At 45.1% G+C, this 20,746-nt stretch carries 22 protein-coding genes; 13 read left to right on the top strand and 9 right to left on the bottom strand.

Features of this window, described 5'->3' with window-relative positions:
• Nucleotides 1-51: 51 nt before the first annotated feature.
• From recO to PHE37_RS05850, 3 genes are read left to right on the top strand one after another with little or no spacing between them, the layout of a single operon-like run.
• Nucleotides 52-669 carry a recombination protein RecO gene (gene recO / locus PHE37_RS05860; RefSeq protein ID WP_299996667.1) on the top strand — a complete coding sequence of 206 codons (618 nt, stop codon included), beginning with the start codon at nucleotides 52-54 and terminating at the stop codon, nucleotides 667-669.
• 55 nt (nucleotides 670-724) lie between these two features.
• The gene (locus PHE37_RS05855; protein ID WP_299996664.1) at nucleotides 725-970 is read left to right on the top strand and encodes a hypothetical protein; all 246 of its coding nucleotides are present in this window, start codon (nucleotides 725-727) and stop codon (nucleotides 968-970) included.
• A 9-nt stretch (nucleotides 971-979) separates the two neighbouring features.
• Nucleotides 980-2,434 (top strand): helicase HerA-like domain-containing protein, encoded by a 1,455-nt coding sequence (locus PHE37_RS05850; protein ID WP_300008294.1) that lies wholly within the window; start codon nucleotides 980-982, stop codon nucleotides 2,432-2,434.
• 6 nt (nucleotides 2,435-2,440) lie between these two features.
• Here the strand turns inward: PHE37_RS05850 and PHE37_RS05845 are convergent, their stop codons facing one another.
• The 5 genes from PHE37_RS05845 to PHE37_RS05825 all read right to left on the bottom strand — a co-directional run bounded on the left by PHE37_RS05845 (nucleotide 2,441) and on the right by PHE37_RS05825 (nucleotide 7,000).
• Entirely contained in the window at nucleotides 2,441-2,845 is a 405-nt protein-coding gene (locus PHE37_RS05845) for an Rrf2 family transcriptional regulator (protein WP_299996335.1), read from the bottom strand.
• Complete coding sequence (locus PHE37_RS05840) at nucleotides 2,845-3,288, bottom strand: DUF4395 domain-containing protein (protein WP_299996332.1); 444 nt, start codon at nucleotides 3,286-3,288, stop codon at nucleotides 2,845-2,847. Before PHE37_RS05840 ends, PHE37_RS05845 begins: the two co-directional genes overlap by 1 nt.
• 122 nt (nucleotides 3,289-3,410) lie before the next feature.
• The gene (locus PHE37_RS05835) at nucleotides 3,411-3,782 is read right to left on the bottom strand and encodes a response regulator (RefSeq protein ID WP_299996330.1); all 372 of its coding nucleotides are present in this window, start codon (nucleotides 3,780-3,782) and stop codon (nucleotides 3,411-3,413) included.
• A complete protein-coding gene (locus PHE37_RS05830) occupies nucleotides 3,779-5,101 on the bottom strand; it encodes a methyl-accepting chemotaxis protein (RefSeq protein ID WP_299996327.1) in 1,323 nt (440 codons plus the stop codon). The genes PHE37_RS05835 and PHE37_RS05830 overlap by 4 nt, the downstream gene beginning before the upstream one ends.
• A complete protein-coding gene (locus PHE37_RS05825) occupies nucleotides 5,102-7,000 on the bottom strand; it encodes an ATP-binding protein (RefSeq protein ID WP_299996324.1) in 1,899 nt (632 codons plus the stop codon).
• 101 nt (nucleotides 7,001-7,101) lie between these two features.
• On the opposite strand from PHE37_RS05825, the gene PHE37_RS05820 reads away from it, so the two are divergent.
• Nucleotides 7,102-7,614, top strand: a complete 513-nt coding sequence (locus PHE37_RS05820; RefSeq protein WP_299996322.1) for a rhodanese-like domain-containing protein — start codon at nucleotides 7,102-7,104, stop codon at nucleotides 7,612-7,614.
• A gap of 1 nt (nucleotide 7,615) precedes the next feature.
• Here PHE37_RS05820 and trmA read toward each other — a convergent pair whose 3' ends face one another.
• The 3 genes from trmA to PHE37_RS05805 form a co-directional block, all read right to left on the bottom strand.
• Nucleotides 7,616-8,725, bottom strand: coding sequence for a tRNA (uridine(54)-C5)-methyltransferase TrmA (trmA, locus tag PHE37_RS05815; RefSeq protein ID WP_299996318.1), 1,110 nt, complete (start codon nucleotides 8,723-8,725; stop codon nucleotides 7,616-7,618).
• 8 nt (nucleotides 8,726-8,733) lie between these two features.
• Nucleotides 8,734-9,468, bottom strand: a complete 735-nt coding sequence (gene fliP, locus PHE37_RS05810; RefSeq protein ID WP_299996315.1) for a flagellar type III secretion system pore protein FliP — start codon at nucleotides 9,466-9,468, stop codon at nucleotides 8,734-8,736.
• A 114-nt stretch (nucleotides 9,469-9,582) separates the two neighbouring features.
• Complete coding sequence (locus PHE37_RS05805; protein ID WP_300008291.1) at nucleotides 9,583-10,950, bottom strand: HD domain-containing phosphohydrolase; 1,368 nt, start codon at nucleotides 10,948-10,950, stop codon at nucleotides 9,583-9,585.
• Between the two features lie 243 nt (nucleotides 10,951-11,193).
• Between PHE37_RS05805 and glmU the strand changes: the two genes are divergently transcribed.
• The 9 genes from glmU to PHE37_RS05760 all read left to right on the top strand — a co-directional run bounded on the left by glmU (nucleotide 11,194) and on the right by PHE37_RS05760 (nucleotide 20,407).
• On the top strand, nucleotides 11,194-12,501 hold the full coding sequence (glmU, locus tag PHE37_RS05800; protein ID WP_299996309.1) for a bifunctional UDP-N-acetylglucosamine diphosphorylase/glucosamine-1-phosphate N-acetyltransferase GlmU: 1,308 nt from the start codon (nucleotides 11,194-11,196) through the stop codon (nucleotides 12,499-12,501).
• Nucleotides 12,498-13,766: a bifunctional phosphopantothenoylcysteine decarboxylase/phosphopantothenate--cysteine ligase CoaBC gene (gene coaBC / locus PHE37_RS05795; RefSeq protein ID WP_300008288.1), complete on the top strand. Its 1,269-nt coding sequence runs from the start codon at nucleotides 12,498-12,500 to the stop codon at nucleotides 13,764-13,766. The genes glmU and coaBC overlap by 4 nt, the downstream gene beginning before the upstream one ends.
• Nucleotides 13,763-14,440, top strand: coding sequence for a di-trans,poly-cis-decaprenylcistransferase (locus PHE37_RS05790; protein WP_299996300.1), 678 nt, complete (start codon nucleotides 13,763-13,765; stop codon nucleotides 14,438-14,440). The genes coaBC and PHE37_RS05790 overlap by 4 nt, the downstream gene beginning before the upstream one ends.
• Nucleotides 14,437-15,189, top strand: coding sequence for an A24 family peptidase (locus PHE37_RS05785; protein ID WP_299996297.1), 753 nt, complete (start codon nucleotides 14,437-14,439; stop codon nucleotides 15,187-15,189). Before PHE37_RS05790 ends, PHE37_RS05785 begins: the two co-directional genes overlap by 4 nt.
• On the top strand, nucleotides 15,182-16,204 hold the full coding sequence (locus PHE37_RS05780) for an LptF/LptG family permease (protein WP_300008286.1): 1,023 nt from the start codon (nucleotides 15,182-15,184) through the stop codon (nucleotides 16,202-16,204). Before PHE37_RS05785 ends, PHE37_RS05780 begins: the two co-directional genes overlap by 8 nt.
• Entirely contained in the window at nucleotides 16,201-16,929 is a 729-nt protein-coding gene (truA, locus tag PHE37_RS05775) for a tRNA pseudouridine(38-40) synthase TruA (RefSeq protein ID WP_299996836.1), read from the top strand. Before PHE37_RS05780 ends, truA begins: the two co-directional genes overlap by 4 nt.
• 374 nt (nucleotides 16,930-17,303) lie before the next feature.
• A complete protein-coding gene (gene htpG / locus PHE37_RS05770; protein WP_299996834.1) occupies nucleotides 17,304-19,184 on the top strand; it encodes a molecular chaperone HtpG in 1,881 nt (626 codons plus the stop codon).
• Nucleotides 19,185-19,365: 181 nt separating this feature from the next.
• The gene (locus PHE37_RS05765) at nucleotides 19,366-19,929 is read left to right on the top strand and encodes a hypothetical protein (RefSeq protein ID WP_299996831.1); all 564 of its coding nucleotides are present in this window, start codon (nucleotides 19,366-19,368) and stop codon (nucleotides 19,927-19,929) included.
• A gap of 13 nt (nucleotides 19,930-19,942) precedes the next feature.
• Nucleotides 19,943-20,407 (top strand): hypothetical protein, encoded by a 465-nt coding sequence (locus PHE37_RS05760; RefSeq protein ID WP_299996828.1) that lies wholly within the window; start codon nucleotides 19,943-19,945, stop codon nucleotides 20,405-20,407.
• 33 nt (nucleotides 20,408-20,440) lie between these two features.
• On the opposite strand, the gene PHE37_RS05755 is transcribed toward PHE37_RS05760, so the two are convergent.
• Nucleotides 20,441-20,743 carry a monooxygenase gene (locus tag PHE37_RS05755; protein ID WP_299996826.1) on the bottom strand — a complete coding sequence of 101 codons (303 nt, stop codon included), beginning with the start codon at nucleotides 20,741-20,743 and terminating at the stop codon, nucleotides 20,441-20,443.
• Between the last annotated feature and the right edge of the window lie 3 nt (nucleotides 20,744-20,746).

Raw genomic sequence — 20,746 nt, 5'->3', positions numbered from 1 at the left:
TGGATAATTTTTGAACATCTAAGAAAAAACGTGTAGAGTAGAACCAAAAGCATGCAGGGATTCATTATCAAACTTACTCGTGCACGCGAAGAAGATATGATTGTTACTATCATAGCGGAGGAAAGCTTACAGACCCTTTATCGCTTCTACGGTGCACGGCACAGCCCCATCAATATGGGATTCAAAATCGACTTCGAAGTAGAGCACTCTTTGAAATCGTCCATCGGTCGCTTACGGGATGTAATCCATTTGGGATTTCCGTGGATGGGTCAATATGAACGGATTCGTTTATGGCAGCAGTTCATTTCCCTCTTCTATCCCCATCTAAAAGATTCCGAGGCCATTGGGGATTTCTATTTTGCCCTGCTAAACGATGCATCGATCCGCTGGAAAGATCAAAATCCCAAACGGGTTGCCATCGAGTCTTATGTTCGCTTGTTGGAATATGAGGGGCGCTTGCATAAAGAGTTGAACTGCTTTTTTTGTGATCTGCCTATCGAAGACGATATCTCGTTAATACGTGCTTTTTTACCGGCTCATAAAAATTGTTCCCATACACTTTCCATTAATCCTAAGGGGTTAGAATGGCTCTATACTCATGCTTCAACCCTTTTCCTGAGTGATCAGGAGATTGACCGGCTATGGTACATTGTCAACGAAGGGTTATAGGACCATATTTTGCTTATAGTTTTTAATCAATAAATACATTTAGAACGGAAGAATTATGCGCATCCATAAAATCAGAGAAGCTGCGTTGTCAAAATACACACCGGCACCCAAAACGTCTTTGTTTAAATACACTCATAAAAAAATCAAACCTTCGACTCTCGAAGAGTTCTACAATGAAGTGCATGCAAAACATATTCAGCATCAAGAACAGCTTTTCCCAAACAAAAATGCTCAGGAAATCGAATCCATTATGATGCAAAACCGTCGCCTGATCGAAGCACAACGTCATTCTAAAAGATAAAGGAGACCCATGTCCACTCCCCAACCTGTTGCCAAATCCGTTGATGAATTTTTAACCCTTTTACCCTCTATGGCAAATCGCCACGGACTCATTACAGGAGCCACCGGAACAGGGAAAACCATTACCTTGCAAAAACTGATCGAAAATTTTTCATCGATCGGTGTACCCTGTGTTGTGAGTGATATCAAAGGCGATCTCAGCGGTATCGCCGATGTCGGCGGAAATAATGCAAAAGTAGCCGAGCGGTTCAGCGCTATGGGGCTTGAAGCAAAATATGACAAATGTCCGGTTACCTTCTGGGACGTATGGGGTGAAAATGGTCATCCGATACGGGCAACAATCAGTGATATGGGACCCTTATTACTCTCACGCCTACTCGGGCTCAACGAAACCCAAAGCGGTGTCTTGAACCTCGCTTTTAAAGTAGCGGACGACGAGGGGCTCGCATTGTTGGACCTCAAAGACTTACGTGCCATGATCCAAAATATCGGTGAACGTGCAAAAGAACTCAGTCTTAGCTACGGCAATGTTTCAAGTGCCTCTATCGGTGCGATCCAGCGCGCGCTCCTCACTCTCGAATCCCAAGGTGGTGAAAAACTCTTCGGCGAACCGATGCTTAATATCCATGATCTGATTCAGAGTATCGACGGCAAAGGGGTTGTGAATCTTCTCGATGCAACCAAACTGATGAATACTCCGAAACTCTATGCATCGCTTTTGTTGTGGATGCTTTCAGAGCTTTTTGAGGCGCTCCCCGAAGCCGGAGACACGAAGGTTCCAAAACTTCTTTTCTTTTTCGATGAGGCCCATTTGCTCTTCACCGACGCTCCCGATGTTTTGATTGAAAAAATCGAACAAGTCGTCCGTCTCATCCGTTCCAAAGGAGTAGGGATCTATTTCATCACCCAACATCCGAACGATATCCCTGAAAAAGTGGCAGCTCAGCTGGGAAATCGGATTGCCCATGCCCTCCGCGCCTTCACCCCGAAAGATCAACAGGCCGTTCGTGCAGCCGCTGAAACAATGCGTGATAATGAGTCCTTGGATGAGAAAACGGCATTGATGGAGCTGGGAGTCGGTGAGGCATTGGTTTCACTGCTGGATGAAAAAGGGACCCCATCTGTTACACAGCGCGCCCTTATCATACCGCCGTTTTCACACATCGGGCCGATAACTCCCGAACTTCGCCGTACTCTCATGAAAACATCAATCGTCGGAGACACCTACGATCAGACTATCGATTCCGAATCGGCGTACGAACGCCTCACACAGCGTCTGCAGGAACAATCGGCACAAAAAGCTGAAGATGAGAAAATCAAAGCACAGGAAAAAGAAGAGAGACAAACAAGCAGGGGTAGAGAAAGTGCGGCAGAGGCCTTGTCCAAATCGGCAGCCCGAGCGATAGGTTCTCAACTCGGTCGTGCGATTATTCGGGGCGTCCTAGGGAGTATTTTCAAAAAATAAGGGTATTTAAATTTCGTAAAAATGGGGTTGATACGATTGATCCAGTTCGGAAAGTTTCATTCCGAACAGTGCCCGCATTTTGTTCTCCATATCACTCCAAAAATATTCTAAAATCAGGCTTGAACCGACGTTCCCCTCTATCTTGTAAAACGGCCCCTCCAGCGCTTCAATGATCTCAATAACCTCAATCTCATGCGCGTTGCGCGAAAGCTTATAACCGCCTGCAGCGCCTCGAATACTGCTGATAAGATGATTCCGTCGTAAAATCGATAAAAGCTGTTCGAGATACCCGTGCGAAATCTGAGTCATTGCCGATATCTCCCGCACCTGCATGGCTCTGCCATGGGGTGCGTGGGAAAGCACATGCATGGCTGCAAGCCCGTAAATCGCTTTGGAGGAGAGTGCCGCCATTATTCAAACCACTTCGGGTAGATTTTTTTAGTGATGTAATAAATTTGACATGCGACACAATATCCGAAGAAAAGTTCCAATGCGGCACATGAAAGAAATATTCCCGAAATAATCGCGACTGCAACGTCAGCATGCAGCAATGAAGTAATCACAAGCGCGATCGTAAAACCTACCCCGAATTGTGCCGCCAAACGTTTTGCCCCCGCATCTTCCATCTTCACCGGAAGCGATAGCTTATGCTGTATCATCAAGGATAGATTTTGAAAAGGACTATACGATTTATATCCATATAACCGAAGTATAAAATCGCCAATCAAGAAAATCAAAACCATGATACTGTGGGTTAATAAGAATGCAACGATAGAACCTGCTACGAATAATGTATTGATTCGGGTAACAGTCGCATCAACTTGTCGAAAGATCAAAGGACATTGCTGAGCCATGATGTTCTCCTATATTTTTCACAATCTTAATATAGTTTATTCTTATTGTCAAGTATTCATACTATATTACTAAGGTATAATTTTTTGAAATAAAAAAAAAGGGAGCGGACTCCCCTTAAAGATTAACGTCTAGGATGTATCAATTCACGCACTTTTTTCTCGACATTCGCCAGGGAATCAAACGGCTTTAAGAGATAATGATCTGCTCCGATCTTATGGCTTTGCAGTACTTTATCCAGCGTAGAATACGCCGTCATCATGATAACGACGCATTCGGGATCTTTTGCTTTCATCTCTTCCAAAACGCTTAATCCGTCTTTCTGAGGCATCATAATATCCAGTAACACACCGTCGTATTCACCTGATCGAAAACGGCTTAGCGCCGTTATCGGGTTATCAATATAGGTAACTTTGATGTCACCCGAACGTCCAAGCGCTTTTTCCAACATTGAACCGATAGAAACTTCATCGTCTACAACCATTAAATGTATCATTTTAATGCTCCAAATAATTGATTTATCGCTTTACCCATCAAATCTTCAGTTTTTTCAGAAACAAGCATATCTAACGCAGCAAAGACTTCCTGACTCGCCTCTTCAATCGTTTTAATACGCTGTTCGATTTGAGTGCGTGAACACAATTTTTTACCGTCACCGCAATCTGCGATAAGTCGGTTAGCTTGCGTATGAACGGTCGCATGCGGAGCTTCAAGTCGTGGATAGGATTTTAACATACCGAATTGTTCTTTCCCAATTCCTCCATCATACCATTTGCCTAAACGACAGCTATGATGATCTACCGGTTTAAAGTCACTTTCTTGCCCGAATAAGAAGGCATAGACATTGTTTTTATAGATAACATGGTCAATTTTGGCCAAATTACTGAAAATATAGTTGCTGATATCCATAATTTCATACACGCTACGGGATGCATTACGCTGGAATATTGCCATACGATCAGACATTTGAGAGACTTCATCTTTCGTACTGGAAATGATCCCTGAGAGCTCTTCCGTAGCGGTTTCAATCTCATTGGTATCCTGCTGCATCGATTGGATAACGATTTCGATCTCTTTCGTCGCTTTTTGGGTTCTCTCCGCAAGTTTACGAACCTCATCCGCAACTACGGCGAATCCTCTTCCGTGCTCACCCGCACGTGCCGCTTCAATTGCCGCATTTAACGCCAGCAGGTTCGTTTGATCGGCGATATCTTTGATCAATGCGACGACATTCGAAACCTCATGGGAACGAGACACGAGATTTGATGTCGTTGCGATGGTTCCCTCCATCAATTCCGCCAGTTTGTTCATATCTTCATCGACATGGTTGGCAATTTTCAGCCCTTCATCGGAACCTTCTGACGTTTCTCGAGATTGTTGAACCATCTCTTTGAGTTTTTCTAAAATATCGATAAAAACTTTTTGGGTGGCACTTAACGACGCTTTGATACTCTTTTGGTGCATTTGCAGCAATCCGCCGTCTTCGCTTCCGACAACGGATGCTTTTGTCAGAACAAATCCTCTTGCTCCGTTACTCATATTTTTACGGAAAACCGAAGCTTCACATTCACCGACTACGATTTCATCCGATCCTTTTCGCAATTCTCGTACAACCTGTTCTTTATCGGAGATAGCTTCTGCTTTCGTATTAAAAAAAATGGCCTCATCATTCTCATTTAAAACAATGACGGCCTCTTTGTCGCTGATCGCCGCTATCTCTTTGTAAAGAGCCAGTTCAGCGGCTAGAATATCTCTCTCAACCCGCAGTAAATCGGCTTCCTCTTTATATTTTCTCGCTTCTCCACCAAAAAACATTTAGTTATTCTCCTTATAAACTTTTAATACAATTTCAAACACGGCACCCTGATCATCATTGCTCACATGGATGCTTCCACCATGTTTATCAATGATTGTCTTGGCGATATTGAGCCCGATCCCCATACTTTTCTTTTTTTCTCCGCCGACGGCAAAATCAAATATTCCCTCTATCTTGTCTTCGGGAATTCCCCCCGCATTGTCGGCTATCCTAATTGTGATTTCATCCGATCCGCACGTCAAGAGTACTTCAAGCTGACGCTCATAATAAGGTAATGCCCCTTTTTCAAACTCATCAAGTGCATTATTCAAAATGATGATCCAGACCTGTTCGAGCCGGGTAGATATTCCCATCGTCAAACAACTGTCTGTATTATACTTTGTTTTATGTCCAAACAATTCACCGTTGAGGGTAATAGGAACGATATGTTTCGAACGGTTCAGTACTATTCGTAGCGCATACACCAATGTCATATGGACATTACACGGCTTCATCTCTTCTTTTCCGGTTCCGGCAAACTCAAACATCGATCCGACAATCGACTCGATCCGCTCTATCCCTTCATTGATCGGTTTAAAAAACTCCAGCGCATCTTCCATTTTCTCTTCGCATTCCCATTTTAGCAATTCCAAATTGCCTTTAATATACGTTAGCGGTGTATTGATCTCATGAGTTATCGCTGCGGCCAAACGTCCTACACTCATGAGTTTGGCATCACTGATTTTCTCTTCTTTGAGCCGTTCGGTATCGCTCACATCAATAAAATAGAGAATGTGATAGTGTTCATTTTTTATCAACGGATTCATCATTGAACTCATATGAACCGTATAGTACCTTTTGGTTTTATTGGGATCTATAGAGATAATACGCCCTTTTATATGCCCTTTTTTCATCTCTTTGACAATAACTTCAAGCCCATCTTTGAGGGAGCATTTTTCAAATACTATAGGCTGTAATCCTTCATTCGTTTCCAACATCCATGAGCATAAATCACGACTTGCCAGCAACGTTTCAAAACTCTCATACCCTTTAAGCTCTAAAAATTTTCGATTTACCATTATCGCTTCGTATCGATGGTCAAATATCACAGCTAAAGAGGTATCATAATCGATCAGCTGTTTCATACTGTCTAAAATCGCCCTTTTCATCTCACTGACATCATGCCCTATAAAAATGACTTGTTCGATGTTATTTCGGCTATCAAGCACCGTATAAATTGTAGAATCAACGGTGACCATTTGTTTTTTGGAATCTATAATCTCAACGATCCCGCGATAAATTTCACCGGCTTGTATACGGGCCCGTACCAATGTTCTAAAAAAAATCCAAAATCTGCGTTCAACGAACCGCATCCAATGGCTGCCGATCATGAAATCGCTTTGATATCCCAACAACCGGCACAGAAGATCATTAACCTCGATTATTACCCCTTTTTCATCGATTCGTACTAAAAGAGAAGTTTTTGAGATAGCTCCGAACATCAGATTAATCTGTTTGAACGCTTTTTGAGCTTGTTTTGTTTCAAGAGACTGCCGTATCAGACGCTCTACAACTTTTTGAACCGCACTGGGTAAAAGCGGTTTGAGGAGATATTTATCGACTCCGACATCGATAGCTTTCAAAAATAGATCACTGCCGTGGGCACTCGAGATTACAACGGTTTTAATGGAAGGGTTTTGCTCTTTGCTCTGGCTGATAGTTTCAAAAATTTCCGGATTCATCCGCATCGGATGGAGAATTAAAAGATCAATCCCGTCAAAAAACTCCGGTAAATGACTTTGTATTGTTACATGGGCATCAAAACCGTGCAGCACTTCGGCAAAAGGATCTTGACCTGATAACGTATGATTGCCTATCATCCAATCGGTTACATAAACAATCTGAACAGTTTCTACCATCTTTCTCTATCGCTTTTCTTTATAGTATAACATTTTTTTTCATCTGTATATAATAATCCTAAGATACAATCCCGTTTATTATTTAACCGAGGAAATACACCATGAAAAAACTGCTGCTTGTCCTTTTGGCATGTATCGCACTCAACGCTGAAGATATCTATGAAGGTGATGTCAGCGCTACCGAAGCTCAAGAAATGCAAAAAAAAGGTGAAGCGATCATCGTCGATGTCCGAACGACACTCGAATACATCTACACCGGACACGGCGAAGGGTTTATCAATATCCCGGCGTATGAATGGACTTATGAACCAAAATCGATCGAAGAACGGGTCAAAAGCTCAGAATTTGAACTGAAAACCGATAAAGCGAAAGAGCACAAAGACGTCCAAAAGCTTTACGATGCCAAAGAGGTCTTTAACAAGAACTTTATTGCCGATGTCATGAAGGCGATGAAACTGCGTAATGTCAATGCCGTCATTCTCGTCTGCCGAAGCGGACCGCGATCAACTGCCGCGGCTAATATCCTCGCCAAAGAGGGGATCAAAGCCTACAATTTGGAAAACGGATTTATGTTCGGATGGAAAGAGGCAAAACTTCCGTACGGAGGCTATTGATTTAGCCTCGTTTGGTCAGTTTGACACCCATCTCTAAATGATGGGTGTAGGGAAACTGATCGAACGCCGCCATTGCAGTCACGCTATGCGTTTTACTGAGCAGTTCCAAATCCCGTAACAAGGTTTCGGGGTTACACGAGATATAAAGCAGATGATCGAACCGTGAGGCAAAGGCACACGGCTCTTCCCCCAATCCTGCACGCGGAGGATCGACGAACAGCGTTTTCAGCCGATAATCCCCGACCTTCAGCCCTTCCAAGCGTCGAAATTCACGTACACCGTCCAGTGCCTGGGTGAACTCTTCCGCGCTGAGGCGGACAAAGTCGATATTTTCAACGCCGTTGAGTTCCATGTTTTGTTTCGCGGCGCTGATCGACGCTTTGGAAATTTCTGTTGCCAATACCCGATCGAATTTTTTCGCGAACGGAATCGTAAAATTGCCCGCACCGCAATAAAGCTCGAGCAGATCACCACCGATACCTTCGAGTTGGGCAAGCGACCACTCGATCATTTGTTCGTTGACTGACGCATTGGGCTGGGTAAAACTGTTTTCGATATGGACATACCGATACGCTTCCCCTGAAATCGTCAACGTTTCGGTGATGTAATCGCGGCTCAACACCTCTTTTTGTTTGCGGCTTCGTCCGATGATATTGACCCCTAAACGCTCCTGCAACACGAGTGCTTTCGTTTTCCATTCCTCATCCAGAGCTCTGTGATAGAGCATGCTGACACACACTTCGCCGTTCGATGCAGAGAGAAAATCAACCCCGAAAAGTTTATATCCCAGTTCCAAATCACTCACTTCGATCAACAGCCGTTCCATCACCGAAGCAATAACGGGCGAAACAATCGAACATTTGTCGATCATCACAGCACCCTGACGATCGAGACGGCTCATGGCATATGAGATGACCCCGTCATTATGATAGATCTTAAACTCGGCACGCGAGCGGTAATACTCTTCAGAAGAACGGGCGATTGCGATCTCACCTTGGTAGAAAGGGGCAAACATCTCGCGTACCAGACTCAGTTTGTGTTCTAACTGCCCTTCATATCCGTTTTCATAGTCGCGGCAACTGCCGCATATTCCGAAATAATTACACTGCAAAAGAGCCCCTATTTAACACTTGCGATCAGATTTCCGATCAGCAGATTCCATCCGTCTACCATAACAAACACCAGTATCTTAAACGGCATCGAGATCATAACCGGAGGGAGCATCATCATCCCCATCGACATCAGAATCGAAGCAACGACCATATCGATGACAAGGAACGGCAAAAAGAGCAAAAACCCGATTTCAAAGGCAGTTTTGAGTTCACTGATGACGAATGCCGGGATGACGATAGTGAGTGGAACTTCTTTAATCGAATGGGGATTTTGCATATGACGAATCCGCAGAAAGAGAGCCAAATCTTTTTCACGGGTATTTCGTACCATAAAATTTTTAAACGGGTCAGTCGTCTTCTCAAATGCTTCATCGTAACTGATTTTGTTTTCACTGTAGGGCTTTATCCCCTCATCATACGCTTTGGTCGCCACCGGTTCCATCACGAACACGGTCAAAATAAGGGCCAACATGACGAGCAGCTGCGTCGGCGGTACCTGTTGAGTTCCCAATGCCTGACGTAAAAAACCGAATACGATAACAAAACGGGTAAACGTCGTCATGACCAAAACCAGACTCGGCGCTAAAAAAAGTACCGTCAGTACCAATAAAACGTTTAGAGAGCTTACAACCTGCTGCGGAGATTCGGGGGCGGCAATATTGAAATTCATCGCAGGAACCTGCGGATCGGCGCCCCAAAGGGCAAAAGGGATCATCAAGAGTAAAAAGACTAAACGACCCAAATCAAACTCCGTACGTACATAAATAGTTTTAAAGAGGCGATAATACCACAATCTAAGGGTGTATTTTGATTAAACGGCCTCTGCTTTATCCGAAGAAAACTCCCGTTGAGCATTTTACATATTTTTATAATATTGCGTATGGAGTGCTTCGAAGCGGTTAAAGTTTTCATTCAGCAAATCACATAAATGCGGATCAAAGGATTTACCTCTCTCCTCTTTAAAATATGCTCTGACTTGATCCAGCGGCCAGGCTTCTTTGTAGACCCGTTTGGTGCTCAGAGCATCAAAAACATCCGCCATCGAGACAATGCGCCCGAAAATATGGATATTTTCCCCTTTTAGCCCTTTCGGATAACCGAGTCCATCCCACCGTTCATGATGTTCAAGCGCAATGATTGCAGCCGCCTGCAGTACCTCACGCTCCGAATGTTTCAAGATATCATATCCTAAGAACGTATGTGTCTTCATAATCGTACGTTCTTCCTCATCCAGCGCTCCCGCTTTCAGCAAAATAGAATCCGGAATGCCGATTTTCCCGATATCGTGCAAAGGGGCCGCAGTGACAAGCAAATCGATTTCATGATCATTCATCCCGCAAAGGCCAGCCAACAAACGGCTGTATTCCACCACGCGCAATGTATGTTGGCGGGTCTCTTTTGAACGGGTCTCCTCCGCTTCACCCATCGCAAAAAGGGTCTCTCTGAGTGTTGTATCGATTTCACTGTTCAGCGAATGAAACGTGGATGTCGTTTGTTCGATCCGGAGATCGCGCTCTTTTAGCTCTTTGCCGAATTGGACGAATTGGTTTGCCACCTCTTTAAATTCTTTGCTTTCAAACGTACCGTGTTCCTTGGTATCGGTTTGAAAAAAGACCGCTTTTGCCAATTGGATCAATGTTAGGAGCGGTTTACGGACAAATTGTTCAATAACATGTGACATATTGAAGGCTATTACAACGGTAAAAAAACCGATCACTCCAAACACAATGAGCAAATACATCCATGCCTTGTTACGGTATTCGGTAACATCCAATTCGATATCGATAGCCCCGAGAACCGTATTTTCTGCTACATGATGACACATCAGACAATTTAAATTCCCTTTTGAAGTGGCAACATAAGGGACGATGGCACGTACCGTAGCTTTTTGATTCCAGTCGGACATCGTCACATAAGGCTTTTTGGAATTCATAATAGCCCTTAACGAATCATCCACCATCTTCTCACCGGCAATGCATTTTCCAAACTGTTCGCATACTTCATCGGATCGGATTATGGTAATCGATTTGACGTGGGGGGCGCTGGCAATTTCGTGTAAAAAATAGGCTCGTTTCGCCATCAAGCCGCTTTTCATATGAGCGGTTAATCCGGCTTTGGCAATCTCTGCGATGGAAAATGCCCTCTCTTGCATACTCGAGAGGACAAGCGAACGGAAATTAAGGCCGATCACCAAAATAATACACAGCATTAAGATCAGTACCAAAGGCAGTAACCTTCCAACCGTAATGCGCGTAATATTTTTATCCATAGATCAGGACCCGGAATTATAGATTTTGTTCCATTGTAGCTAATGTTTTTGAAATATTTCATATAATCTTCAAAAATTATATATCTGCTCATGAAAAATTTTATTAAACCGTAGTAATTAAAATATGATTTTATCTTGATAATCTCACGAATCAACGAAAATCTGATAAAATTGCATCAATTAATCTCAGGAGACCCTATGTTGAACCCTCTCTCAATCGTCATATTAGCCGCCGGAAAAGGGTCCCGGATGAAATCGCCCAAAGCGAAAGTACTTCATGAGATATGCGGTCGCGAGATGCTTTATTACAGTATCAAAGCGGCTCGTGAAATCACCGATGATGTTATCGTTGTCGTCGCTCACCAAAAAGATGCGGTAATCAGCGCCATGCAAAAGTATTTTGAGGGGTTGACGTTCATCACTCAAGATGCTGAGAATTTCCCGGGTACCGGTGGAGCGATGAAGGGTGTCGTGCCAAAATACGACGATGTTCTTGTCCTTAACGGCGATATGCCGCTTATCGAGCGCACATCGATCGAAAAATTCCTCGCCAATCCTGCCGACATCGTCATGTCCGTTATCCCACTCGACGACCCAAGCGGCTACGGACGTGTCGTGATCGAAAACGGCCAAGTTCTTCGGATCGTCGAAGAGAAAGATGCCAGCGACGCGGAAAAAGCGATCAATACCGTCAATGCAGGAGTTTACGCGTTCAAACATCATGTCCTGCAAACCTATATTCCGCGTCTTTCCAATGCCAATGCCCAAGGGGAATACTATCTCACCGATGTCATCGAAATGGCGCGCGCCGACGCGTTGAGCATTGCGCCGCTGTATGTCACGGAAGAGGAGTTCAAAGGGGTCAACTCCAAGAACGACCTTGCCAACGCCGAAATGATCATGATGGATCGTATCCGCCGCTCATGGATGGATACTGGGGTGATTATGCAGCTTCCCCATACGATTTATATCGAAGAAGGGGTTAGATTCGAAGGGGAATGCATCATCGAAAACGGCGTACGTCTCAGCGGAAATACCCTCATTGCCAACTCCCATATCAAGGCTCACAGCATTATCGAAGAGAGTACGGTTAAAAACTCCGACGTCGGACCGCTCGCCCACTTGCGCCCTCTGTGTGTCTTGGAAGACACTCATGTCGGAAACTTCGTCGAAGTAAAAAAATCAACCCTTATCGGAGTTAAAGCCGGACACCTGAGCTATCTCGGTGACGCCACGATCGACTCTGGAACCAATATCGGAGCGGGAACCATTACCTGCAACTATGACGGGATTAAAAAATACCAAACGATCATCGGCAAAAATGTCTTCGTCGGAAGCGATACGCAGCTCGTCGCACCGATAGAAATAGCCGATAATGTGATGATCGCCGCAGGGACTACCGTGACGTCTGGAAAATACGAGAGCGATCTCCTCATCCTCAGCCGAATCTCGATCAAAAAAGTTCCCGGATTTTTCTCGCGCTTCTTCGGTAAAGGGAACGAATGACCATACCTCAGAACCTGCTCGCAGGGAAAAAAATCCTCCTCGGTGTTACAGGCTCTATTGCGGCCTATAAGTCGCTTGAGCTCCTCCGTCTCTACATCAAAGCCGGAGCCGACGTACGGGTCGTCATGTCCCCCGCCGCAAAAAAATTCGTTGCGCCGCTTTCTTACGAAGCACTCAGCCGCAACCGCGTACTCGATGATACCAACGAATCGTGGGCGGATGATTTCAACCATATCAAGATAGCGCAATGGGCCGACATTCTCGTGATTGCACCCGCTTCCGCCAATACGATTGCCAAACTCGCCAACGGGATCGCCGATACGATCCTCACCCAATGCGCCCTCGCCTTTTCAGGTTTGAAACTCCTCGCCCCTTCGGCCAATACCAACATGATCCAAAATCCGATGATCCAGGCTTCGATGAAAATGCTTGCCATCGCAAACTATGAGATCGTTGCGACCCAAACCAAAGAACTTGCATGCCAAGTCGTCGGTGACGGTGCGATGGCGGAGCCTCTCGATATCTTTTGGCACACTGCCCGTACCCTGCTCAAAAATGATTTTTGGTCGGACAGACGTGTCATCGTGACGGGAGGCGGCACGATCGAGCGACTTGACGACGTCCGCTATATCAGCAACTTTTCCAGCGGAAAAATGGCTTCTGCTCTTGCAGCGGCCCTCTTTTTGCGCGGTGCGGATGTCAACCTGATCGCGACCCGTTTTGAAGGCGATTTACCGCAGGAAATCCATACCATCGACGTCGAGAGCTCCGAGGAGATGCATGAATATCTGACCGACTCGATCCGCATCGCCAAAAAAGGGAAACTTTCAAAACCTTCCCTCATCCATGACGAGCCGATTGCCCTGATCCAAAAAGAGCCCTATCTCTTTATGGCGGCTGCGGTGAGCGATTATGTTCCCCTCCACCCTCAATCGGGGAAACTTAAAAAAGAGATGCTCGGTGATACGTGGACGATACCGATGAAACAAAATATTGATCTTCTCGCAACCAGTAACAAGGAAGGGATCAAAACCGTAGCGTTTAAAGCGGAAACCGATCGTTCCGTCGCAACCCAAAATGCCCGTAATCTTCTCGAACGCAAGGGGGTCAATGCCGTATGTCTGAATGTCATCGATGCAAGCAACCCGTTCGGTGGAGATACCAATGTCATTAATTTCATCACCTCTGTTGAGAGTATCACCCTCCCTAAAAACGATAAACTTACCGTTGCTCTTCATATCCTGGAACAGGCCGAGTCGTTATGAGCAATCAGCCCCGCCACGTTGCGATCATCATGGACGGAAACGGCCGCTGGGCTGAAATGAAAGGCAAAACCCGTACCTTCGGACACGAACAAGGTGCGGAAACGGTTCGCGCCATTACCACCTATTGTGCAAAGCATTCTGAAATTGAACGATTGACCCTGTATGCCTTTAGCACCGAAAACTGGAAGCGTCCGAAAATCGAAGTCGAATTTTTGATGAAGCTGCTAGAGCGCTATCTCAAAAGCGAACGCTCCACCTATCTGGAGGGAAATATCCGTTTTGAACCGATCGGCGATCTCTCGATCTTTTCCAAGTCGCTTCGAAATGTGATCGATGACGTCCAAAACGCGACATCCGAGTGCAACGGACTGGTTCAAAATCTCGCCCTCAACTACGGAAGCCGTGATGAGATCGTCCGCGCGGCGAACTCTCTTCGAAACACGGAAATCATCACGGTGGAATCCCTCTCCGCCGCTCTCGACTGTACCCATGACGTCGATCTTCTAATCCGCACCGGGGGAGATCACCGATTATCCAACTTCCTCCTTTGGCAAGCCGCCTATGCGGAGCTTTTCTTCACCAATACGCTGTGGCCTGACTTTGCTCCGAACGAGCTCGAAGCGATTATCAAAAAATTTAAAACCGTCGAAAGACGTTTCGGAGGTTTAGCGTGAGCGAACTTATTTTTGTCTTTATAATCGGTGCGACTATCGGCTCGTTTTTGAATGTCCTTATTCTGCGTACCCCGCGTGACGAGAGTGTCTCATTTCCCGCTTCGCACTGCATGAGCTGCAATACTCCGCTGCGCGCATGGCACAATATACCTATCCTCTCCTGGCTCTTTTTACGGGGCAAATGTGCTTTCTGCGGAGAGAAAATCTCAGTCCAATATCCGTTTATCGAGGCACTCAGCGGTCTTATTTTTCTCTTTGCCGTAATGAAACTCGGGCTCAATATTCAGGGCATCGGCGTTGCCCTGACGTTCGATTTATTACTGGCCCTTTCAGTCATCGATTACCGCTATAAAATGGTCCCAGACAGCATCAACCTCTCTGCGTTGACCGTTGCCGTAATCAGTGCGACTTCACTCGGACAGGTCGGTTACAACTTCTCCAATGCCCTACTGTTTGCCGGAGGATTTACCCTGCTTCGTTTTTATCTCTCCTACTTCCTCAAAAAAGAGGCGATGGGAGAAGCGGACATCATGATCGCGGCAACGATGGGAGCATTGCTCGGAGTCAAACTGGGACTCGTCGCGATTTTTGCGGGCGCAGTGTTGGCACTTCCTGCCCTGCTCTTGACCCAAGGCGAAAGCGAAGATTCCAAACAGCTTCCGTTCATCCCGTTTTTGGCGATGGGCTGCTGGGTAGTACTGATGTTCGACACCTATGTAACAGCATATTTGGCGGGGTTGTATGGATAAATTACGCCGCTATATCCTCTCAAATTTATCGATTCTCTTTTTCTCGATTTTTTTACCCCTTTTTGCAATTGCCTCGGTCATTTTCATGATCAAACTCGCCACGTATACGGCGGTTATTCAACTCAGCATCATGGAGATGGCCAAACTCTATCTCTTCGTATTGCCGGAGCTTCTGTTTTATACCCTTCCGATCGCGTTTGTCGTCGGAGCGGCATTGACCCTCTATCGCCTCTCCAACGATAATGAGATGGTTGTTGTCTTCTCGCTCGGTATCTCTCCGAGCTTTATTGCCCGGGTTTTGTCCGTGCCGGCACTGTTGCTCTCACTCCTTTTGCTCACCGACTTCTTGCTGGTCACGCCGTACATCAAAATCATCTCGGCCAATTTCGTCGATCATAAAAGAGCCGAAGCCAAATTCAACCTCACCGCTTCCGAGTTTGGTCACAGTTTCGGCGACTGGATGCTCTTTATCAACAAAAGCGATCCGCAAACGCACGCTTTCGGCGATGTGGTACTGTTCAATAAAACGATGAAAGACGAGATTCTCATCACCGCCAAAAATGCCGAATTGCTGAACAACAAAGGGGTACTGCAACTGCGTCTGCGTGATGGAGAAAGTTATAGCTACGATGATGAAACTTTCAAAAAAATGGTGTTTAAAATCGCCTATATCAATGACATGATGAGCAGTGAAGATACCATCTATCGTGACCCAATCGACTATTGGACGAACAGCGATCTGCGAGAACGCAAGGACCAACGCCTCATCACCAATACCCTGCTGAGCCTTTTCCCCCTTATCTCGGTCTTTTTGGTTATCGCCCTCGGTGTCGTGCACGCCCGTCACCAGAAACGGTGGATATACCTGTGGCTCTTCCTCTCAATCATCGGGTTCTATGCTGCCGCGATTCTCATCCAGAAATGGCTCGGTTTCCATACAATCTGGGTCGTAACCCTTGCGTGGCTCATCATCACATACAGTTTTTATAAACGTCTGGTAGGAGAACGGTTTTGAATCGTGCCAAAATCACCATGAGCTATAACGGCTCGGCGTTTTTGGGTTCGCAGCAGCAGACCACCACGCATGAAACCGTCATCGGGACGCTTCTGATCGCTCTTCAACGGCTCAAAATCCATACCGCACCCAAAGGATCGGGACGAACCGATCGCGGTGTCCATGCCACCCATCAGGTGATGCACATCGACCTTCCCCACTTTTGGACTGACCTGCCGCGTCTCAAAGACATGCTCAATCTGCAGCTCCCCGCTTCGCTTCGAATCTTGCGCATCGAGTTTGTCGACAGCGAATTTCATGCCCGCTACAGCGCCAAAAGACGGGTCTACCGTTACATCATCAAAGAAGGGATCAGTAATCCGTTCGAAGACAACTTTATCACCTTCGTCCCGAACCTCAACCGCGAGGCCATCACCGATGCGATCACGTGTTTCGAGGGGACCCACAGTTTCGAGTTTTTCAAAAAAAGCGGCAATGACCTGGAACACTTTACCCGTATCATTTACCGTGCCTACGCCTACTCGCACAAAGGATACTTTGTCCTTGTCTTCGAAGGAAACGGCTTTTTACGTTCCCAAATCCGTCTAATGGTCGGATTTTTGCTCCGTATTTCCGCCGGAAAAGCGACGAAAGAGCAGCTTATCGAGCAGTTAAACTGTGTAAAACGCCACTCTACCGATATCGCACCGCATAACGGTTTATACTTAACTCATATCAAATACTGATCTTATTATCTACTTTTCTCTTTAGTGAGAAAAGTAGCAAAAGAACATACCGTGATCCAAGAACGCTTCGCTCCTCTCGGCACTTCTGCCTTCGGAGCGGCTCTAGGTAATGGAACACGGGAATTTTTAAAATAATAATGCCCTCACACCACACCAAGAGCAAGGTCGCGTGCCGAAGGGCACAAGCGTACCGCCAGCGTTCTGGTGTGAGGGCGCTTTTCTTTTGATTCTTTTCTTTTCTAAAAAGAAAAGGATAGAGATCAGACAAGTAAGTTTAGTGTAAAAGACTAAACTTACTTGATAGTTCTTGCATTATTAAAACTATTTCGTTAAAATCACAGTTCAAAATTTTACATTTTAAAGGAATTAGTCACATGGCAAAACATCAGTTCCAGACTGAAGTCTCACAAATCTTACATCTCATGATCCACTCTTTGTACTCCAACAAAGAGATTTTCGTCCGCGAGTTGGTTTCCAACAGCTCCGACGCACTTGATAAACTAAACATGCTCGTCCTTACCGACGAAAATTACAAAGGGGTCAACTTCGCTCCGCGCATCGACATCGTCATCGACAAAGAAGCGAAAACCCTCAGCATCTCCGACACCGGTATCGGGATGAACGAAACCGATCTCGTAGAGAACCTCGGGACCATTGCAAAATCAGGGACAAAAGCGTTCTTGGAAAAACTCTCGGGCGATCAGAAAAAAGATTCCAAACTTATCGGTCAGTTCGGTGTCGGTTTCTACGCGTCGTTCATGGTAGCCGACAAAGTTGAAGTTATCAGCCGCAAAGCGGGTGAAGAGCAAGCCTACAAATGGAGCTCAATGGCGGGATCGGAATACGATCTTGAGCCTGCGGAACGCGACAGCCACGGTACGACGATCATCATGCACCTAAAAGACGACGAAGCGGAATTCCTAGAGGCTCACCGCATCGACAGCATCGTTAAAAAATACAGCAACCACATCCCGTTCCCGATCTTCATGGACAAAGAGGAGTGGGTAGCACCGGCTGAGGGTGAGGAAAAAGGGCATAACGAAATCGTCAACAAACAAATCAACAAAGCCAACGCCCTTTGGACGATCAGCAAAAGCGATATCTCTGATGAAGAGTACAAAGATTTCTATTCGAGCATCGCGCACGACTCTTCCGAGCCGCTTATATGGATGCACAACAAGGCTGAGGGGGCGTTAGAGTACACCACCCTCTTCTACGTACCCTCCAAAGCGCCGATGGATTTGTACCGCGTCGATTACCAAAGCGGTATCAAACTCTACATCAACCGCGTCTTCATCACCGACGATGAAAAAGAGCTTATGCCGACATACCTTCGCTTCCTACGCGGGGTGATCGATTCTGCCGACCTTCCGTTGAATGTCAGCCGCGAAATCCTCCAAAGCAACCGCGTTATGGCGAAGATCAAAAACGCATCGGTTAAAAAAGTATTGGGTGAACTCTCTAAACTCTCAGAAAATGATGCAGAGAAATACGACGCATTCTACAAAGAGTTCGGAAACGTCCTCAAAGAGGGTCTTTACAGCGATTTCGGTAACCGCGAAAAAATCTTGGAGCTTCTCAAACTCAACACATTGAACTCTGCCGAGCCGGTAATGTTCAGCAAGTTTATCGAGGGTGTAGACGCCGAGAAAAAAGAGATCTACTACATCACGGCGAAAATGTCTCTCTCTATGCTCAAAAACTCCCCTGCACTTGAACGTTTCAAAGCAAAAGGGATCGATGTATTGGTGCTCAACGAAGAGATCGACACGATCGTATTCCCGATGGTAACCGAGTACAACGAGTATAAATTCGTCAACGTTAGCGATGCGAAACTCGAAGAATCCGAAGAGGAGAAAAAAGAGCACGAAGAGAAAGCCAAAGGGATGGAATCATTCGTTGGTCAGCTCCAAAATGCTCTGGGTGAGAGCGTATCGAAAGTCGAAACGACCTTCGATCTCACCGAGTCTGCCGTATGTTTGAAAATCGACAAAGAAGACCAAGGGTACATGATGGCGCAGATGATGAAACAGTTCGGAAACATGGGCGGGGATTTCCCGGCTCCGAAACCGATCCTGCAAATCAACCCGAACCATGAGTTGATCAAAAAACTCAGTGACTCAGCGGATATGAACCTCATCGACGATGCGGCGCATGTGTTGCTTGATCAGGCGAAACTTTATGAGGGTGAGACGCTTGCCGATACCGCAGGGTTTATCGCACGTCTTAACCGCATTATGGCGAAAGCGCTGTAATCTTCTTTCCTTATTCCCGCATTAGCGGGAGAATCCCATTCTTCACAATCAATTTGATTAATAAGTTGATATAATAGCTATTAAATTAAAAAAAATTATCACTTAATATAAATTAACCTGCTAATTAAATACTATCCATAATCGGAATATGACTTTTGCTTTGTCTCATTAAAGGTATGCTATGAAAAATCTAAAAATAATCGTATTTTTATTATTAGGGATATTTTCCCTCTTATATATCTATCTTTTTAGGGATACTATTCCTCAAAATAATGTAAATTTTCTTGATAATGTTATAACAACATTCGTCTCGACATTACTATCAATCATTGTTGGTATATTTTTATATGAATACCAGCAAAAAGAAAATAAAAAATCAGAAAAAAATAGGTTTATAGCAATAATTACAGCTGAATCATGTGATATTCTGTCTATTCTTACAAATGGTGGTGATATGGCTATAACATTACCCAGTGGAGAAACAATGAATGTATTAATTACAATATTATCTCCTCTTGCACATGAAGAAGCAGCAAAAAGTGGGGAATTCAGTCCAGTACTTACAGAAAATTTATTCCATATTTCAAGAAAGATCCGTATGTATAATATGAAAGTAGAACATCTTTTAGGCCTAATACGCACTAGTTCATCTCAAGCATTTTTAAAGCATGCAATAGAAAATGTTAATGAAACTAAAAATGCTATTATTGATGACTGTAATTTTTTGAGTGAACAATTAAAATAAATATAACCAAGAAATGAAAATCACCCCTGTTACCGAAACCAATTCCCATGTCTATCACAACCTCGTGCAATACTACGAAGCTGAGTTCTCATCTATCATGGGAAAGAAACCGAATTCTTCGGGTTTATTCGAACTCGATACCCATCTAGGTGACGATACGCTAGGCTTTTTGCTCATTATCGACAATACCCCTGCCGGAATCGCTGCGATCCGTTGCAAAGAGGCAGGGGCTTACGAGGTATGCGAGTTTTATGTAGTTCCCTACTTTCGGAAAAACGGTATCGGTATGCAGTTTGCCCACACTATTTGGAAAAACCATCCCGGAGATTGGGAGATCAAACAGATTCAGGGAGCCGAATACGCCACCGCGTTTTGGCGCAAAACGATAAAACACTTTAATGATACTGCTTACACAGAAGAGTCCTACAATGATCCCTATTGGGGAATCGTCACGAGACAGAAATTTGCCGTAAAGTAAAATACGACAACCTTCCATATCATAGAATTACAATTACTTTGTCGGAATCGACAACGCACTTAGCGCTTCATTTACCACAAAAATCTTCCCTCGTATGTTGCTATATCCGAATGACTCCAAACGCGCAGTATGTTTTTTCAAATACCGCTGGGCATCCTCTTCGTTGTCAAACAGATAAATCCCCCCTGCTTCCTTGGTCGCTTCATTTTCCGTCCAAAGTTTGGAAATCAGCCCTTTTTCATTCGCAATGTCTTTCGCCAGATCACCCATTGCCGCACTCAGTTCGTCGCCGAACGGTCCGTTGTGGGGAAAATCGACTTGTAGAAGGTATCTCATGTT

The sequence above is a fragment of the Sulfuricurvum sp. genome (assembly GCF_028681615.1).
GTDB lineage: Bacteria > Campylobacterota > Campylobacteria > Campylobacterales > Sulfurimonadaceae > Sulfuricurvum.
The sequence above is the reverse complement of the archived record's forward strand: the minus strand, read 5'-3'. Positions and strand labels throughout refer to the sequence as shown.

Bases quoted from the DNA above. Each gene is read 5' to 3' on its own strand.
- glmU (WP_299996309.1), top strand. From the start codon at position 11,194: ATGTTGAACCCTCTCTCAATCGTCATATTAGCCGCCGGAAAAGGGTCC.
- PHE37_RS05835 (WP_299996330.1), bottom strand. From the start codon at position 3,782: ATGATACATTTAATGGTTGTAGACGATGAAGTTTCTATCGGTTCAATG.
- PHE37_RS05820 (WP_299996322.1), top strand. From the start codon at position 7,102: ATGAAAAAACTGCTGCTTGTCCTTTTGGCATGTATCGCACTCAACGCT.
- PHE37_RS05840 (WP_299996332.1), bottom strand. From the start codon at position 3,288: ATGGCTCAGCAATGTCCTTTGATCTTTCGACAAGTTGATGCGACTGTT.
- PHE37_RS05755 (WP_299996826.1), bottom strand. From the start codon at position 20,743: ATGAGATACCTTCTACAAGTCGATTTTCCCCACAACGGACCGTTCGGC.
- PHE37_RS05855 (WP_299996664.1), top strand. From the start codon at position 725: ATGCGCATCCATAAAATCAGAGAAGCTGCGTTGTCAAAATACACACCG.
- PHE37_RS05845 (WP_299996335.1), bottom strand. From the start codon at position 2,845: ATGGCGGCACTCTCCTCCAAAGCGATTTACGGGCTTGCAGCCATGCAT.
- PHE37_RS05830 (WP_299996327.1), bottom strand. From the start codon at position 5,101: ATGTTTTTTGGTGGAGAAGCGAGAAAATATAAAGAGGAAGCCGATTTA.
- PHE37_RS05780 (WP_300008286.1), top strand. From the start codon at position 15,182: ATGGATAAATTACGCCGCTATATCCTCTCAAATTTATCGATTCTCTTT.
- recO (WP_299996667.1), top strand. From the start codon at position 52: ATGCAGGGATTCATTATCAAACTTACTCGTGCACGCGAAGAAGATATG.
- PHE37_RS05765 (WP_299996831.1), top strand. From the start codon at position 19,366: ATGAAAAATCTAAAAATAATCGTATTTTTATTATTAGGGATATTTTCC.
- PHE37_RS05825 (WP_299996324.1), bottom strand. From the start codon at position 7,000: ATGGTAGAAACTGTTCAGATTGTTTATGTAACCGATTGGATGATAGGC.
- PHE37_RS05850 (WP_300008294.1), top strand. From the start codon at position 980: ATGTCCACTCCCCAACCTGTTGCCAAATCCGTTGATGAATTTTTAACC.
- PHE37_RS05790 (WP_299996300.1), top strand. From the start codon at position 13,763: ATGAGCAATCAGCCCCGCCACGTTGCGATCATCATGGACGGAAACGGC.
- coaBC (WP_300008288.1), top strand. From the start codon at position 12,498: ATGACCATACCTCAGAACCTGCTCGCAGGGAAAAAAATCCTCCTCGGT.
- PHE37_RS05760 (WP_299996828.1), top strand. From the start codon at position 19,943: ATGAAAATCACCCCTGTTACCGAAACCAATTCCCATGTCTATCACAAC.
- htpG (WP_299996834.1), top strand. From the start codon at position 17,304: ATGGCAAAACATCAGTTCCAGACTGAAGTCTCACAAATCTTACATCTC.